At 60.3% G+C, this 16789-nt stretch carries 17 protein-coding genes and 3 pseudogenes; 2 read left to right on the forward strand and 18 right to left on the reverse strand.

Translation table 11 applies throughout. The annotated features are described in order from the left end of the window. Positions 1-122 (forward strand): annotated as a pseudogene (locus EPL04_RS16135) (IS1595 family transposase); the annotation flags it as partial. A 92-nt stretch (positions 123-214) separates the two neighbouring features. Here the strand turns inward: EPL04_RS16135 and EPL04_RS16140 are convergent. The 11 genes from EPL04_RS16140 to EPL04_RS16195 all read right to left on the reverse strand — a co-directional run bounded on the left by EPL04_RS16140 (position 215) and on the right by EPL04_RS16195 (position 9929). After that, positions 215-580, reverse strand: coding sequence for a DUF7568 family protein (locus tag EPL04_RS16140; protein WP_134672223.1), 366 nt, complete (start codon positions 578-580; stop codon positions 215-217). A 12-nt stretch (positions 581-592) separates the two neighbouring features. Then, a complete protein-coding gene (locus tag EPL04_RS16145; protein ID WP_134672224.1) occupies positions 593-1084 on the reverse strand; it encodes a hypothetical protein in 492 nt (163 codons plus the stop codon). Positions 1085-1191: 107 nt separating this feature from the next. After that, positions 1192-1572, reverse strand: coding sequence for a hypothetical protein (locus EPL04_RS16150; protein WP_134672225.1), 381 nt, complete (start codon positions 1570-1572; stop codon positions 1192-1194). A 140-nt stretch (positions 1573-1712) separates the two neighbouring features. Continuing rightward, a complete protein-coding gene (locus EPL04_RS16155) occupies positions 1713-2093 on the reverse strand; it encodes a hypothetical protein (protein WP_134672226.1) in 381 nt (126 codons plus the stop codon). A 318-nt stretch (positions 2094-2411) separates the two neighbouring features. Next, entirely contained in the window at positions 2412-3638 is a 1227-nt protein-coding gene (locus EPL04_RS16160; RefSeq protein WP_134672227.1) for an MFS transporter, read from the reverse strand. 858 nt (positions 3639-4496) lie between these two features. Further along, a complete protein-coding gene (locus EPL04_RS16170) occupies positions 4497-5381 on the reverse strand; it encodes a biosurfactant protein 1 (RefSeq protein ID WP_167599502.1) in 885 nt (294 codons plus the stop codon). 97 nt (positions 5382-5478) lie between these two features. Next, positions 5479-6405, reverse strand: coding sequence for a transcription initiation factor IIB (locus EPL04_RS16175; protein WP_134672229.1), 927 nt, complete (start codon positions 6403-6405; stop codon positions 5479-5481). 189 nt (positions 6406-6594) lie between these two features. Beyond that, positions 6595-7446: a DUF6166 domain-containing protein gene (locus EPL04_RS16180; RefSeq protein WP_134672230.1), complete on the reverse strand. Its 852-nt coding sequence runs from the start codon at positions 7444-7446 to the stop codon at positions 6595-6597. 85 nt (positions 7447-7531) lie between these two features. Beyond that, a complete protein-coding gene (locus EPL04_RS16185; RefSeq protein ID WP_368276185.1) occupies positions 7532-8530 on the reverse strand; it encodes a DNA polymerase sliding clamp in 999 nt (332 codons plus the stop codon). Positions 8531-8699: 169 nt separating this feature from the next. Further along, on the reverse strand, positions 8700-9323 hold the full coding sequence (locus EPL04_RS16190) for a hypothetical protein (RefSeq protein WP_134672231.1): 624 nt from the start codon (positions 9321-9323) through the stop codon (positions 8700-8702). A gap of 189 nt (positions 9324-9512) precedes the next feature. After that, a complete protein-coding gene (locus tag EPL04_RS16195; protein WP_134672232.1) occupies positions 9513-9929 on the reverse strand; it encodes a winged helix-turn-helix domain-containing protein in 417 nt (138 codons plus the stop codon). Between the two features lie 121 nt (positions 9930-10050). On the opposite strand from EPL04_RS16195, the gene EPL04_RS16200 reads away from it, so the two are divergent. Then, positions 10051-10743, forward strand: a complete 693-nt coding sequence (locus EPL04_RS16200; RefSeq protein WP_134672233.1) for a DUF7509 family protein — start codon at positions 10051-10053, stop codon at positions 10741-10743. A gap of 192 nt (positions 10744-10935) precedes the next feature. Here EPL04_RS16200 and EPL04_RS16205 read toward each other — a convergent pair whose 3' ends face one another. From EPL04_RS16205 to EPL04_RS16245, 7 genes and pseudogenes are all read right to left on the reverse strand, one after another. Next, entirely contained in the window at positions 10936-11832 is an 897-nt protein-coding gene (locus tag EPL04_RS16205) for a replication factor A (RefSeq protein ID WP_134672234.1), read from the reverse strand. Positions 11833-12495: 663 nt separating this feature from the next. Next, positions 12496-12824 (reverse strand): annotated as a pseudogene (locus EPL04_RS19475) (hypothetical protein). 69 nt (positions 12825-12893) lie between these two features. Continuing rightward, the gene (locus EPL04_RS16220) at positions 12894-13391 is read right to left on the reverse strand and encodes a hypothetical protein (RefSeq protein WP_134672235.1); all 498 of its coding nucleotides are present in this window, start codon (positions 13389-13391) and stop codon (positions 12894-12896) included. Further along, complete coding sequence (locus EPL04_RS16225) at positions 13381-13956, reverse strand: nucleotidyltransferase domain-containing protein (RefSeq protein ID WP_209019648.1); 576 nt, start codon at positions 13954-13956, stop codon at positions 13381-13383. The genes EPL04_RS16220 and EPL04_RS16225 overlap by 11 nt, the downstream gene beginning before the upstream one ends. A gap of 210 nt (positions 13957-14166) precedes the next feature. After that, positions 14167-14490, reverse strand: a pseudogene (locus tag EPL04_RS19480) (DUF7558 family protein). Then, complete coding sequence (locus EPL04_RS16235; protein ID WP_134672237.1) at positions 14490-14780, reverse strand: hypothetical protein; 291 nt, start codon at positions 14778-14780, stop codon at positions 14490-14492. Before EPL04_RS16235 ends, EPL04_RS19480 begins: the two are co-directional and overlap by 1 nt. Before the next feature lie 696 nt (positions 14781-15476). Next, positions 15477-16748 carry a phage NrS-1 polymerase family protein gene (locus tag EPL04_RS16245; RefSeq protein ID WP_134672239.1) on the reverse strand — a complete coding sequence of 424 codons (1272 nt, stop codon included), beginning with the start codon at positions 16746-16748 and terminating at the stop codon, positions 15477-15479. Between the last annotated feature and the right edge of the window lie 41 nt (positions 16749-16789).

A 16789-nucleotide genomic window follows, 5' to 3' on the forward strand; every position in this document is an offset into this window, starting at 1 on the left:
AGCAGGGCTTGGAACAGGCCGCTCACACCTTCGGCATTGTTCGATCACTCAACTTGGCTGGTGAATCCGTCGACTCAACCATTGATTGCCTCGTTATCGGGGCTTTCCGCAGCTCTACATAAGAGCGGCATGCGTTAACCAACAGTACCGACCACGGTCGGCCAGACGTTGGTTAACCCGTAAATTAGTGGACGCTGTACCCGGGCAGGACCCCTTAGCGCTCGGCGCCGTAGATGATCTCCGAGCGGCTTTCGTAGCCGCAGTTGCGACACTCGAACCACCGTTGTACCTTGGCGCCGTCAGCACTCTTCTGGCCGACGACGACATCGTCATTCAGGCATTCAGGACAGATCAGATGAGGACTCGAACGGTTTCGTAGTTCCTCACGAACTGTTTTCGCCTCCTTCGTTTCGAACCCACGCGACCATATGGGGTAGCCGTCGGCGAGAATGACAGCTCGCCACTTGTACACGTAGGAATCAGGTGCTCGGTGGAGCACCGCTCGCGCGTCAGTCTCCGTGTTCCGATACGTCAGATTTGGCGTCCGGCTCTCTCGCGTCCAGTTGGTAATTCGTGGCATTGGTGACTCTCCTTAGAAGTGGACGTCCGCCGGCACGATCCAGAGGTTCTCGCTCTCGTCGAGAATCCGATCGAGCTGTCCGCGATGTCGGATGCCGCTGGCATGTTCGTCGTACAGGAAGACAGAGGGCCCGTCGTATGCGCCGACCTGGTGAAATGCGTGCCGAGCGAGGTCTTCATCGCGCATGATCTCCTCGTCGCTGTGTTCGTCGAGCGCCTCCTTCACGCGGTCCAGATTCCGCTGGAACTCCGTTTTCGTCGCTTCCCAGCCGCGTTCAAGCAGCTCCTCGCCCTCGTCGGACTCTATAGTGGCTGCAACCGGCAGGTCTCCCCACCGGGCCGTGCCAGCAACGGTCGTCTCATCTTCATCGAACGTCATATAGTAGTCGAATACAGCGCCAGCGTGTGGCACGGCGCCGACGAGTCGATCGAACACCGTCTTTCCGGTGGCCAATGCGTCGTCTCGAGTCGATGCTTCTACTAGGGTGTAAATGACCATGTGCATCGGTTTTCACCTCGGTCTGCCGACGCACGCGACTCACTCCGCGTCACTGCTTGGTGCGCCGGCACCCATCGCCGGCGCACAATAAACACTGCCGGAATACGCGTTTACTAGACTTCGTCTCTTTCCGACCCAGTGACCTCCTCAACGGTGATCGTCAGGTCACCAGTTTCGTAGTCGGCCTCGAAATCGACCGCGAAGGCATCTGATTCGTAGGCCGCGTGGTAGGCGCGGTGGAGCGCAAGTGTCCCAGTCGCCTTGAAGTGGAAGAACGCGGCTGCGGTGTACGGTTTGCTGGCGGTCTCGATCTGTGCCTCGACCGACGCTTGCAGCGCGATCTGCGGGGTGTCGCTGTCGATTCCGACGGCGAAGGCTCTGGCCTCGTCGACGCTCGCCTTCGAGTGGGTGGGCGTCTCGCCGGTCAGTACGTTCACTGGCGTCTCGGTTTCCTCGGTGAACAGGACGCCCTCGAAGGTCTGTGTCCCGAGCATCGCATCAGGGTCTAGCTCACATTCCTCGAACGGAGCGTCGGGTGGCTATTCGGACATGGAATCACGAAGCCCAGTGTGGGGCTCAGGCTTTCAGCCCCTGATAAACGACTCCTCTGGACCTGCCAAGGGTTCGTCACCAGTCACTCGTCAATCGGGTCGAGTCCGCTGAGATCGGCGTGAAGGACCTCGCTGTCGCGAACGACGTACCGATTGGCGAGTACCGGAAATCGACACTTCGTATACCCGGCCGTCTGGATGTCGAACTCTTCGTCGCCATCGATATACTCCGCGATCTGCCGGAGGAACTCGTGGGTCACGATCCCAGCCTTGTAGTCGGGGTGACCATCCTCACGCGCTTCGTACACCTCGAAATCGTCGTAGCCCCAGATGACGAGTTCTCCGTCCTCGTCCACGTCCCAGTTGAGGGTTCCGAAGCTATAGCTCTTACAGAGCTGGCGGACCGCCTGTGCGTCCGATACGATGGCACCGGTCGACGTCGTCGCTGCTTGGAGTGTTGCCATAGGTTGTACTCGAGGGCACTCTCCTACCCCCGCACCCCCTAGGGGGTGACAAACGTACTGCGGTTACTGGGTCCCGGAGTGTGACGGTGGATGATTCGCTCCTCTCGAATTGCGGAAAGCGTCTAGAAGACCTCCCAAGTGAGTACCCGCACGTATGTATCGAGATCTGTTGTAATACCGGCCTTCGGTCTATGGCTTACGTTCCGAGAGGCAGATACGGGCCTCGAACACTCGCTGAACGAAGCCATCTACACCCTCTTTTTCGTAGGTGCGGGGCAACCGTACTCGGGATAGAGACAAGTTCATAGAGCAGATCGATCACTCGTTTGTGAATGTACGACGTTGAGTTGATCGCCCAGTCTCTGAACGTGTAAGAAGGACGAACGCAGAAACACCGAGAGCGAGGGCAGCGAGACCGGCGATGAGGAGCGTATCGGTGTATCCCACAATTGAGGCGACAGCGACGAACGCCGGCGGACCGAGGGTCGTTCCGAACTGAAGCACGCTTGTTCGGATACTCATGATTCCGCCGCGGAACGCACCGGGCGCGAGTGTATTCAACGCCGTATCGGTGATCGGTTCCGCAAATCCCTGCCCGATACCGAACAGGAACAGTGCGCCGGCAAGGACGGTGATCGAGTGGGCGAGTGCAGCGAGCGTCATCCCGATACCGTAGATCACAAACCCGAGTGTGATGAGCCGCGGGGGTGAAAGATGGCGCATGAGACGGGATGACTGTGAGGACGTCACCCCCATCGTCACCGCCGGAAGTCCGAGCAACAGTCCGATCGTTCCGGAGGAAAGGCCGTAGGATTCGTCGAGAATGAACGGGATGACCGTGAGCTGTGCGCCATAGAGAATGAAGAAAATGCCGAAAATACCCACATACAACCCGATAGCCGCCCGTGTTGGTACCGATTTCGCTGCGTTAGCGATGTACGAAAGTCCGGACGAACCCATGCTGCTCTCGGGTTCAGGGAGCACCGCAGAGCCGGCAACGGCAACGACAACACCGAGACCGAAACAGACGAACGGCGCGGCCCACGAGAGCAGTGCAAGACCACCGCCCAGTAAGGGGTAGCCAGCCGCGCCGATGGCGAGGATTGCCGCGTTCAGTCCAATGAGACGACTCTGCTGTTCCCCCGAGAACAGGTCACCGAGCAACGTCACGGTGAGACTCATGATGGCACTGCCAGCGGTTCCCTGCACGACGCGGAGACCGAGAAGCGTCGTGAATCCGTCGACAAACACGACTGCAATGCCACTCACGCCGAACAGGAATAGCGAGGGGACGAGCACACGCTTGCGACCAACACGGTCGGCGACGAGTCCGACGAACGGAGTGAGAACGATGCCGGGTAAGGTAAATGCCGAGATGAGGAAACTCGCCTGACTCGCTGAAATGTTCCATGCCGCCTGAATCGTTGGCAGCGCTGGGCTGATGAGGGAGACGCCCATCACACTCACGAGCGTACTCGCAAAGATGATGAGGACTGTCTGTGATTGCTGGCTGTCTGCGAGTGGGTTGGATAGAGGGTTTCTCATGGGTATTGTCGTTCGAAATTCGCTTGCCGAAACTGCATCGAATAGCGCTGTATACGGTAGTGGGACGTGAATGAGATACCGCCGAGGCAGCGGTCAGCGTTATCAGATCCACAATCAGCGTGCTGGCAGGCCGACAGAAACCGCGAGCCAACGCAGTTGCACACCCGCGGCACCGCACTTTCTCTAAAATTGGTCAGGCTGAGTTTCAAGCTTACGCATTCGCCTTCGTAGTCGAAGGGCCGTTTTCACGGGCTTCGTACACCTCGAAGCTGTCGTGGCCCCAGATGATGAGTTCGCCCGCTTCGGTCACCTCCCAGTTGAGGGTCCGGAACAATAGCTCTCACAGAGGTGACGGACTGCCTGTGGATCCGTCACGATTGCGTCGGGCGACGTCGTCGCTGCTTGGAGTGTTGCCATAGGCTGTACTCGGGGGTGTTCTCCTGCCCCTCGCCCTTCAGGGGATTACAAACTCTCCCTCTACGGTGAATCTGGAAGAAGCACCGCTCGACGGTTTGTGTAGTCAGGACTCTATCTGGATGTTGGCCTCTTCCGTGGCAGCTGGTCGGGTGAGGAGACTCACCTACTCCAGGAGCGTCATCGCTGCGTCGATCCGCCGTTGATCGTCGGAATCCAATTGATCGACGTCAATATCGTTGAGATTGCTGAGCGCGCGGTGCAGCCGGTAGCCGGGTATATTTCGCGGGTCCATATGTACGCCTCTGCTGCTTTTCGGCGACGAAAAACGCAGGCGAGCGGATCGTAGACTCTCTCCGAGATGGTCTGGACTGGTCTTCAGTTAACCAACGATTCCAGAACTCCACCCTCTTACGTTGGTTAAGTCCAGCATTCCCTACTGGTCTATTCGGGTTCCGGCCCGTATCGGGGCGTTCCACACACCTGACACTCCCACATCGGCTGCCCGGTCCACTCGTCGTCAGGCACAGCTTCGAGTTCGTTGAATCGATGTTCGGTCTCTCGATTGCACTCCCGACACTCGAGGTGATCTCTGTTTGGGCTCGCGTATCGCGGGCTCCCGGTACTGACGTCGGTGACGGATCGCTGGAGTGCAATCGCCGGCACCAGCCAGACGTCGTCGTCTGCGTCCTCACGAAGGGTTACGAGACGCTCCTCGTCGCGAACGCCGCTCCCGGTTTCGTCGTAGAGGAACGTCGCGTGCTCGCCGTTGTGACGCGACTGCGTCGTGTCTCGCCACGCAGTCCGCTCACGAGCCGCTGCAAGCAGCTGTTCGCCGCACTCCGTTGAGACCCGTGTCGCCGATGGGAGCGTGGGCCACTGGTCGGCAAGCTGCGTTGCAGGCTTCTCGTCGAGGTCGTAGATGAGCTGGCAGTCGTCGACCACGGGGTCGGATTCCGACTTCGCGAGGAGAGAGGCCGCAGCCGAGCCCTTTGCGACGGCGCCGTAGAACGATCGCGACTCGACGAGCGCGTGGATGACATGGAGGAGATCACACTCCGAATCAGGGGTGTCCTGGTCATCGACGGGTGCATCGAGATGGTTCGATAGGCAGAACCGACACTTCGTCTGCTCAGCGCGGATCGACGCCCCACAGGAGGCACACTCGGCTGTCGGTGCTGTCGTACCGTCTGGATAGCCTGCATCGACTGTTCCTGTTCGTTGACGTCGGGGCTCCCCGTCGGTACTGCTGGAGAGTTTCTCGTCGGGGATCTGCGTCGCTTCGCCAAGCGGCCGGAGCTCTTCGTAGTCAGAGTAACGCCCGGTCATAGAGTAATCTGGTAGTAACATTGCTCGTCTTCACTTTTAAACGATGGTCCGATGTTCAGTTCCGCTACAGCTACGGAAATCTAGGAGAGGACCGCTTTTACACAGCCAGTTCGTCCAGCGCGTCTCGATGCGTTCGGACGGTTACCGGGGACACGTTCGCGGCCTCCGCGACATCCGACTGGGTGATACACCAGCCGTCTTCGTGCCCCGCCTTGTACAGACAGGCCGCAGCGAACCCGGACGGGCGGACACCCGTCGTAACCGCCGTTGATTCCGACTTTTCCGCCAACCTCCGCGCCCGCTGCCGGATCTGATCGGGGACGTCGAGTTCCGATGCGAGCCGCGGAACGAACGCACTGGGCGTCACGGGCTGGGCCGGGAGGCCGAGTTCCGTATTCAGCGTCTGGTAGGCGTTCGTCACGCGCGACTGCTCAACGCGCGCCGGGTCGATGACGTCGTCGAGGATTCGCGAGCGCCCATTACACCGACAGGCGCCGTAGACGCTCGCGGTGGCCATCGCTTCGATCGACCGACCCAGCAGGAGATCTTCGTTCTGAGCACTGCGGAAGAGCTGGCACGCCTGGTCACGAATCGTCTCGGACAGCGCGAGTGCGCTCACGATTCGGCGGACTTCCCTCAGACCGTGAGCGAGGTTGCGCTCAGATTTCGATTGAAATCGACCGCGTTTCTGCTCCCGTCGCATCCGGGCGACCTGCTGGCGCTTCCGCCCGGAGAGTGTATTGCCATTTGCATCGGTCCCACGGCTGATCTCGGTCGACAGCCCCCGGTCGTGCCGCGCCGCCGTGAGCGGCGCACCTGTCCGTTCACGCTCGTCCTCGTCGAACGTCCGCCACTCTGGCCCGTGGTCGATTCGCTGCTCGTCGATAACGAGGCCACAGTCCTCGCAGATAGTCTCGACCGCGTTGGTAGTGACCCGACCGTTACACTCGGGGCACTGGCTCGATTCAGTATCGGTCTGGACGTCCTCGTCGAAGGTCGTTGCGTAGATGTCTCTAGTAGCCATGAATACGCACGAGGGGGATCACGCGGATCGCGCCTCTCGGACGCCCCTCACCCACTACGGGGCAAATAAACACCCAGCGGGACGGCGATGATACGGTCTCCTGCTGTGGCGAAAACCAGGCGGTCGACGGTTCCTCGTAAACCGTCAACGGATTCGTCCTCTCAGGAGTTGACTCGGCCTATTCGTGACCTACTCGGTCGCTTCCAGCGTTTGTTGCTCGTCGTCCACGACGACCTCATCGAAGGCCATGTACCCGTCGTCGTGCTCCGGAATGTACTCCTCACCACCAAAGTACCGGATGAACTCGGAGCGCGCATCACGGATCTGCCGGGTAGCGGCCTCGCTGATGCCGTCCATGTGCGAGTGATTCCGCCCATAGCAGACCCAGCCAGCGAGGTCGCCCATCGTCTCGAAGTTCTTGCTGAGGGTTTGGCGCGCGTTCGAGGAGACGTCACTCAGCATGTGATAGAGGTAGCTGCGCTGAACGCGATCCTCGGCGGGGTCAACTGTCCCGGCCCAGATCTCTGTGAGACGCTGAAGGTTTTCCCGCCGGTTGCCCCGATTCCAGAGGACGTCCTCGTACTTGGTTGCGAGGGCAATCTCCTCGGCGTACGTAATGGCTTCGAGGTCGATCTCTTCGAGGTCGCCGACCTCCTCGGGCTCAGGGGCGGTGTTCGCGGGATACTCCCGATCCATGAACTGCTTGCGGTGCGAGGGATTCCGGAGGTCCTGGCGCTTGATCGTCCACGTCTCGCCTGTGAGTTCTCGCTTCACGAAGTTCTCCGCGAATAAGTGGTAGTTCTCGACGGCTTCGTCGACGCCCTTGAGCGGCGCGAGGAGCGCGATGGCAAGTTGGCAGGCCCGGTCGTCGTCGGCATCCGGCCCCCAGTCGAATCCACCGGGAGCGACGCGATGGACGAACAGGTGCTTATTGAGGAGGTTGTCGCCAGCGTAGACGATATTGCCGCCGATGCCGCGTTCACCGCGATACTCTCTGGCTTTGTACTTGCTCTTCCGTTCGTAATCGGTTTTCGAAGGCATGCTAGGTAGGTCGAATCACGTAGGCGACTATGCCGCCTCTATCGTCTGAAATATCTGTTCTGTGTAAACCTCGGGGAAGAGGCGATCAGTCGGTCCGAATGCGCGGGGCCAGCATCCGCCGGACCTGCCCATCGCCGTCGGCGAGTTCGTAGGCCATGATGACTGGGAGGTCAGTCCCGAACAACATCGTGACCGCCGTCCCTTTCGGGATGGTACGAACGATGTCTTTCATGTAGTCGAGACTGAACAGTGCCTCCACGTCAGCCGCCGTCACGTCTTCGAGGTCCTCGCTATCGATCTCCAATTCGACATCGTCTGTGTCCCCCTCTGCTTCGATGCAGAACTGCTCGGGGGCTTTGACCATCGTGAGCCTGATGTGGTCGCTCACCATGTCCGCCGCCTTCGCCCCCCGGTCCAGCGCACCCCGGGAGATGGTTACCTCGGCAGGGTGGTCTAGATCAGGAATCTCGGGTTCGGCGCGAATCGTCTTCGGGTTCAGGCAGGCCATCGTGAACTCGACGCCGTCGACGTGGATGATGAGTTTACGGGTCTGCTGGTCGAGCGAGAGCTGGACGAGATCGCCCTTATTGGCCATTCCCACGGCGTCGGCGAATCGGTCGAGGTCGACGCCGATGACACCCGGCCTCGCGTCGTAGGATTCGAAGGCCGCAGCATTGAGGTCGAGGTCATCCATCGCGACGTTAGCGGGGTCGACCGCCCGCATGCTGATTCCGTTCTGGTCGATGTGGATGCGCGCCTCGTCGACGATGGCTCGGAGCGTCTTGAGAACAGTCTTGAGCGTGCCGCCCTGAATGGCTGCCTGGAACGTCGCTGGCGGACCTTCTACCGTTGATTCTTCCTCGGCGTCTGCATCGTCCGCCGCACCATCAGCATCGTGTTCTTCTTCACTCTCACTACCGGCTGTCGTCTCCGGTTCTTCCATGCTTGACGATTCCACTGGCTCATCCTCGGTTGCGATCTCCGCTCCGTCCTGGTCGACGTCTGGTTCCTGATTGCCTCCAGCATCGGTTTCAGCTCCTGTGCTCTCGGTCTCGGCAGTATCGGAATTGGCGTTTGTACTCATTCTTGCGCAATTGCTCTCGATCGTAGTTTCCACACTACACAACGGTCGAAGTGGGTGATGCTCTCCGTTCAAGCACCCCTCACCCCATACGGGGGTGATAAACCGACCGCGCAGTACAATCGGAGGACTCTGCTCGGAGCTGTCAGACGGCCTGGAAGGGGCTGGCGGGTCAGAAGCCGTAGTCGACGGCAACCAGGTCTGCGCTTTCATTCGTCTCGATCCAGCCGATGTTCGCGGTGATTCCGAGATCTAGCTCAAATCCGTAGTCGCTGAACCTCTCCTGAAGCGTCACACAGTACGCTTCATCCGTCTCCTCTGCTGCGTAGGGCATGATGACCCACCGAGCGTCGTCGTCGATATCCACGAGCGGCGCGAGGTGGTTGCGCGCTGGCTCCGGCATGGTTTCGAAGCGGTGGATCTCGGTCTCGTTCTGGGTGACGCCGTCCTGAATGTCACCGCCATCCATTGGTGGAAGTGCGAACTTGACCACGAGGTCTTCTTCGACGGTAAGGTAGTCGTCGGGAAGTCGAAAGACGATCCGCGACTGGCCCTGTCCGATGTGCTCGAAGTCGTACTGATCCTCGATGGTCTGCTGATACCGGCGTACCTCCGGGCCCGCAATGACCTTCGTTCGGCGAAGGCCGTAGAACTCGGTCGCAATTTCGGTGAGCGTGGCTCTGCATCCGTCGTGGAGAACATCTCGGTACAAGGAGAACACCTCGGGCACGCGCCGCTCGTCTCTAAGACGCGCCTCGACCCACAGGGCGCGCAAAAAATCGACCGAAAACGTCACATCTGTCTTCCGTGCTGGTTCCTCGTTCCGGGTGAGTATGCGATGGCGAAAGCCCGGCGGATCTATGAGCCGCCCGGAACGTGGAGGTTGGGTGGGGCGGTGGGAAGTGGGTGAACGGGCATCAGCAAAAAGAGGACGCTCCGATGACTACGATTCCACCCCTTCAGCGCTCAGAAACAGATACCTCGCTCAGTAGTCCTCAAGTGCGTGCTTTTCTTGCTGAATGAACCCAGTGGCGGCGTCGATGAGGTCGGCGCCAAGGCCACTCAACTCATAATACGAGTACAGCCCCTCTGCGTCCGGCTTTGATTGCTTTCGATTCTCGACGAGACCGGCGTTGACCAACCGATCTAGGTGGTAGTGGAGACCGTTCTCGCTCCGGCCGAGCGCCTCGCCGAGTTCCGTCGCGCTCATCTTCCCTTCATCACTGAGCGCATATAAGATGGCAAACCGGTTCCGCTCGGCGATCTCCTCAAACAACTCTAGGTACTCCTCGAGACCGAGCAGGTTGTGGCCGTCGAAGAGGCCGGCGGTTACCGCTGCAATCGCGTCGGCTCCTGCCTCGTCGTCGGGGTTCGGTCGTGGCGCAGAGGAGCTGTCTGCCATGAGTGAATCAGACTACGGTGCCGTCCCATATCAGGTTAACGGTTCTTAACCCCTCCTCCAGCATCGATGTCCCGTCGCTAATCAGGTGCGTTTATGGACCGAGCGCGAGCAGTTCGAGTCAATGCGAACGTACGACGGGGCACCGATGCGCGATCTCCTCCGTGAGCGGCTTGCGTCGACCGCACACGACGAGTTTCTCGTCTATGTGATGGGGCCGTACACGACGTTCCGCCTCGACTACTATCTTCGCGACGACGTCGATGTCGATGAACGTGACGTTGACTTGGGTGCATTCGGTGATGCGGAGACGGAACTTCTCGACGAACTCCGGGAGATCGTCGAGTGGCTCCGTACGGATCTCGGTGTGAACGCGTTTCTCGCCGTTGACCCTGCTATTCCGACAGAAACCGTTCCAGAGGAGACGGACGAAGAACGGATGAACGTGATTAGCCAGTCGAAGGCGTACACCGAGGCGAGCAACGCCGTCGTATTCGTCCTCCCAAAGGCGGGCGTCCGCGATGGCGTCGATATCGAGGTTGGTGCCGTACTCTCCGGATTCGACCTCGGTCACGGCGAGGGTTCTGCACAGAAAGCCCCGCAGCGCTTCCACGTCTTCCGTGAACACGGCGTCGCGAGTGCAACCCTCGATGCTGTTCCCCACGAGTATGAGGTGGCACTCACCGAGTACGGAACGCGGTCGGAACTCCAAGACCAGATTGCACGCTTTCTCGCGGGGGTGCTTCGCTCGGAGCGCCGGGGTGATCTGCCGCCTGTCGACGAGGATACGGAGACGAACGGCACGTCGGGCGAGTGATTCAACGGCTGCGACGAACCGCTAGCACCAGAGATCCACATCCAGTATGGCGGTCGTCTAGTAACGTACACGTGACGAAGAAGTAGAGTGAAAGCCCGGCGGCTCACAGAGCCGCCCGGAACATGGAGGTTGGGTGGGGCGGCGGGAAGCGGGTGAACGGGCATTAGCAAAAAAGAAGGCCGCCTTAGCCGACTACTCCCACCACCGACCGCGCTCGGGGAACAACACGGTGCTCCACCCGGTCAGGGCCACTGAGACGCGCCCTTGATACCAGTTCCGCGCCGTCCCGTGAATCCGCACGCGCTCGCCTTCTTCCATCCACGGTTGGTCGCTCGCAACCCAGGACGTGAACTTCGTTCGCCCGCTCTCGTCCTCGATGAGCCCGACTTGCCGAATCGCCGATGAATCCGCATCCCACAACTGGGTCACGGTTCCCTCGATGCTCACCTCCTTTCGGTTCACGTCCTCGACCTTCCCTATCGGGATCACCTGGCCCGGCGCCGTTTGTAGCTCCTCGAACACGCCGACGACCGCACTCATCATGTCTTTCCCCGTGACGACCGCCTCGGCCAGCCGCCGACTGATCGCCGCACGCGACCACCCATCCAGCTTCTCGGCCAGCCGCATCGACTGTTCGTTCACAGCCGCCAACTGCTCCTGCTCGAGTTCTACACGTGGGTCTGGTCGATCCGGATCTGCCATCGGGTCCACGCTCGCTCGCCGCTTCTGGAACTCCGTCCGTCGCTTCGCACTTCGTTTTGCCGCGATATCTCGCGTCCGCTTCTCCCGCCCCTCCTGCGTTCCGAGCTCGGCTTGGGCACTGATACGCTCCAACTCAGCTTCCCGCGCCTTGATGCGCTCTTCCTGTTCGAGGGTCTTCCCGAACATGTGAACCGGTCCTTCCTCGACTCGCGCGTCCGGATGGTTGGAATCGACTTTCGCCTGCACTTCCATATCGACCGTCGCCTGGAACTCCGGGGTCTCATCGACGACTTCGAAGCCATCCTCGTCGACCTCGGCTTCCTCGTGTTTCTCGAATGCCTGTTCATCGACCGAAACTACTTCACTGGAGACGTTCTTACTTGACATTGGAATCGGACCTGATTCCGAAGGCGCTCACTCGGCGTCTTCTTCCGACACCACGACTCTCCAGCCGTGGCTATCCACAACGACCAACTCATCCATCGCGCGCTCTCGCTCGCGCCTTCGCGAGCGCCCCTGGGCGCGAGCGAGAGCGCGCCTAAGGAGGTCGACCATCCAGCACCGCGCGCCGACCCGCCCGGAGCAAGCGTCCAGCGGGATATGCCCGCTCGTGTCCGGCCCGATGCGCGGGACCGTGTCCAGGGCGACTGTCGGCGAGAACGCGCGCCGCGGTGTGGCGCGCGACAGCGCAGGCGGCACAAAGCGCTGGAACGCGAAAGCCCGCGAGGGGCGCAACCGACGGGGATACCCGCTGGCGTCGAGGGCACATGCATTTTAGCCCGGAACGGGTGCTCGCGGTGCGGAGAGCGCCCGCATGCCCGGAATGGTCTGTCGCGAGCGATGCGGAGGGCGGCAGCGGCGAGCGGGGCGTGCCGTAAACAAACACTGTTCAACCGGATTCGACGCTCGGTGACCCATCCAACCGCCTGGTGGACTCAGAAAGGGCGAGGCCGTCTCGGTCGTCCCCCGACCCCGTAAGCACCGCAGGCACGAGGCGCGCAACGGCGGTCGCGGGATGCCGAGCGGTCGAGGGCTTTCAGGGGGAGCGTCTCAGCTATCCTGCTCTGCGTTTAACTCCCGGAGGAACCAGCCGGCGGTCGTTCCGATCCAAACGCCGTCAACGGGACGCATATATAGGTCTGTGGCGGCCGTTCGATGGGAGAGTTGGTCCACAAGAATGCGCCTGATCACCTGTTGGACCGCCTCTTCCCCATACTGGTCAACGACCGCCGCCATGGCCGAATCAAATAGGCGTCTTGGTGGCCCGCACGCGGATCTTCCGCTCGAGACAGCAGGAGGTCACAGACGTCATCGACCGGCGCGTGAATCGGGTTCCCTGTCCGTTCTCGGACGTCATAGAGTGCATCGGCGTCTGTCATTCTATCTGGGCGTATCTGGCAGTCCGACGGTGGTATCGATTCCTATGGGTTGAGACGTATTCACAGGGATTACTGGGAACAGACACACTCGTGCTGGAGTGACGCATAATCCAGAATATATCGGTGGACCGCGTCGGCAAGCGACAACATCGCGTCGGCTTGCTCGGCGCTGGCGACCGTCTCGCGATAGTACACCTCGGCCCGGTTCTGTTTCCAGAGCTGGGTGAGCCGATCGGCGAACTCCTCGCTGAATAGATTCACCTCCGCACCTTGCTGGTACACCGCCGTATGTTCGTAGCGTAAGTCCTCCCCAGAGGCGTGTCCCCGGTGCAGGAGATAGAACTGGATGCTGCGCTCGACGGCCACGAACGACGCCTCAATCACTACTGTGTAGTACCCATTCTGCTCGCGAAGTGTCCGCGCTGCTTCGAGGAGTCGGCAGGCCTTCCGCAGTTGGACGAGGGCGGCGTCAGAGACATCTAGATCGGATTCACCTGTTTGTCCGCGGGTCTGCCGAAAGGCTGCTTCAGCGTCGGTGAGCGCCTCGTCGACGTAGCTATCGTCCATTCGTCAGCACCTCCTTTTTGAGCTGTGTGAGGGTCTCGGACGCTTTGAGCGTCAGGCCGGTGGCGAAGATCTCGCGCAGCCGATCCCCGTAGCGGCGTGCGCTCTCGACGGATTCGGCGAGGACGTGAAATTTGTAGCGGTCACCAGCGAAGGCTTCCTCGTTCAATTCGGACGTCAGTTCGTCGGCGGTTTGCTGGGCCGTCGCTTGTGTTCCATCGACGAGGACGAAACAATCGATATCGCTTCGCCGGTCGGCGTTCCCACGAGCAACACTGCCAAAGAGGACGATTCCGTGGATATCGTCGACGCTGTCGGTCAGCCTCCCGACGAGTTCCCGGACTGGGGCGTGAAACTCGTCCTGTGGAATCTGAATAATTGGGTCGTCGGGCTTGCTGAGCCGGGCACGATTGATGCTCACGAGCTTTTTCCGTCCTGTGTGCTCGATCTCGACGAAGCCGACCGCCTCGAGGTCGTCGATGGCCGACGAAATACTTCGGTGGGGATGGTCCGTCGCTCGGCTCAGATCCCGAATTCCCAACGCTGTATAGGGATTGTCGACGAGCAATGCAAGAACCTCCCCAGTACAGGCGTGACTGAAGAGGCCGGTAGACGGGACTGGGACTGGCAGCTCGAGTGATGCGCCCCTTTGGATATTTTTACTGCCCATGGATAGAATTTCTCTCCAATACCTAAATAGGCTACGGGAATAGCTTTCGACCGTCCGATTGCGATAACTGACGAGCGTCTACTTACGGGGCATATTCAAATTGCTTGCCTACTTGATCACGTGTGCGTCGAGGTCTCGTGTCCAATACGTTGCGGGACCACCAGGACTACATCGCTCACAGAGGTGCAACGTCTCCTCGAGATGGCCGATTGCCACGCGGAACGAGGTGAGGGCTGGGAGAGCGTCGGCGACGAGTCCACAGCCGTCGCAGGTGCAGTGATCGAGTTCGTCAGGATCAGATCGCTCTTGGATTGCACAGTCGACGCAGATTGGATGGGTGACGAGTTCGTCTTTCCCCTAGGTGCGGGCCTCACCGGTTTCCGAGTCGGGGAGTGCATCGCAGAATGCACACCCGGAGAGCGTCTGCTGCATTACGCGTCCTCCTCACCGGCGCCACGAGCAGCCGTCCAACCTCGATAGAAGACAGCTAGCTGCGTGATTGAGTCGAACGCCTCGCCACTTGGCTCGTGAACGAGCACTCGTTGTTCTGCGACGGGGATGACTACATCGTCCTCGATGAGATCGCCAACAAGGTGTCGGGCAGTCGCCTCATCGATGTCCGCCATTGTGGCGCGGGCAGCATCTCGATCTTGTGCGACCAATTCGGCTTCGAGTCGTCTGTGATCGGCAGCCGTGTCGTCGATTGCATCTGGACCAGTCATGAGGAATCAGTTCGGGCACGCGTTACGAGCGCGCCTCGCGCCTCATGGCGCCGACAAACGTACTGCTGGAAGCACGGTCTGGGTGGTAGGCAACAGAAGATGGTCCCCGTCGCGGTGACGTTAACCAACGCGACGGCCGAAAAACTGGCGTCTGTTGGTTAACGACTGCCTGTTTGTGAGTGATTTCGCAGCTGGCGCAGGGGCTTCACACGAAAGGTATCGGGCTCGTCGACTGGAGCAGCATGACTTCGGTTCGTCGCCAGTGACACGGTCCGTGTGAGTCGGTTGACTAGGTTGTCACGAACCTCCTCACGAGGAATCATCTGCTCGTGCCATCCGAGTCGTTCGTCGAAATGGCGCTTCGTGAACGACTCGCAGGCCGTATCAGCGGCGATGTACTGTGTCTTTTTCTCGCCCCAGACGTTCGAGGAGCGGTACTCGGCGCCGACGTGTTCGTGAGTAAGCTCAACGAGGACACACTCGACGAAGGTGACGATCGACGCATTGCTCCGGTCGTTCGGGACTGAAAGATGGAGGTCGGACCAGGGTGATGTAGATGCGTTCGGCTCAACTGGTTCTCGGTCAATACCACGGTCTCGCTGGTGCTGTCGCTCAGAATGCATGGGTTGTTTCGGGGCAGTTCGAAACCCCGTCACCCCTCTCGGGGGTGAGAAACGCTACGTCGCGGTCTCGACGTTACTTAGAGTTACTTCCGAACAACCGTTTCGTCCGACCCCACACGGACGCTGTCTCGGACTCGTTATTGCCCTCACCAGCATCGACAGTATGCGCTTCTTGGGGATCCCCTGACTCTCGGTCGCGACTTGCGAGTTCCTCGGTGAGTCGTCCGATTTCTTCTTCGAGGGTGTCGATCCGCTCGGTTTTCTCCGCCAGTGTCGCCTCGAGTTCGTCGACGCGCTCGGTCAACAGCCGGTTCTTCTCGGCCAGATACGCACGGCTTCGCTCCGAGTCACCGGCGTCACCACCTGGAGACGAGTCGGCAGCGGGGTCGTGGGCGTCCGCGGTATCGTCGCCGGCGTCCGGTTCGTAGAACTCCGAGGTGCTCGTAATCGCTCGCTCGATGGTCTTCTCTCCGTACGTCGATCCATCAGCGTAGTGGACCTCGTCCCACTTTTCGCGAAGCAACCCGGAATCACGGAACAGTTGGTCCATCCGCGTCCGGTCGCCGCCGGTCCAGAACGCCAGCAGGCAACACAACGCCATGTCTGCTTCCGACTGGCTGTCGTACCCGACCGTGTTTCCGCTCCAAAGTCGCTCGAACTTCTCGCCGTTTGACGCGTTCGTTGCCTTCTCGAGAAGTTCCTCATCCGCGAGGTCAACGTCGACGTTGACTGCACCGCTCGTTGCTGACTCCTCGTCAGTCGCGCCACGGTGCCCGGACTCGGATTTCGCCTCGGTATCGGTGTCCTGGACGTACTCGCGGTGAATCGCCACGAGCGCGTCCTGCCGGCGCGCTACCCGACTAGGTGTCCCCTCGACGTGGTCGCCAGTGACAGTAAAAAATCGCGCCGTATCGTACAGTTCGATGTTTCCCCGCCGATTCCGGCCCTCCGGGAGTTCACCCCTGATGAGGACGTGGTAGCCAGTACCGGACGGCGACACCTCCGTGTAGGAATCCAACCGGTCGATGATGTCCCGCGCGGCATCGTCGACGTCGCCAGTCTTGGGATCGCGACAGTCGTCCAGGTCGACGCCGACGATAGGGTCGTCGTCGGTGAACACGAATCCGATGCCGTCCGCGTGCTCTGTCTCGGTGTACTCGAGTGCCGTCTCGAAATCACTCCAGGTATCGGATTCCGTCGACGACGCGAACCCACCAGCCCCCGGCGTCACCGGAATCTTCGTCGGTTTCCCATCTCGATCTTCTTCGCGCCAGCATACCCACTGCTCGCGCTCACGTAACGCCTCGGGGAGTACCGAGACAGCAAGCGACGACTCAGACACCATCGATCCCCCTCGCGGTGAGCGTCCATCTGGACATCGCACAT

It is taken from the genome of Halorussus marinus, assembly GCF_004521895.1.
GTDB lineage: Archaea > Halobacteriota > Halobacteria > Halobacteriales > Haladaptataceae > Halorussus > Halorussus marinus.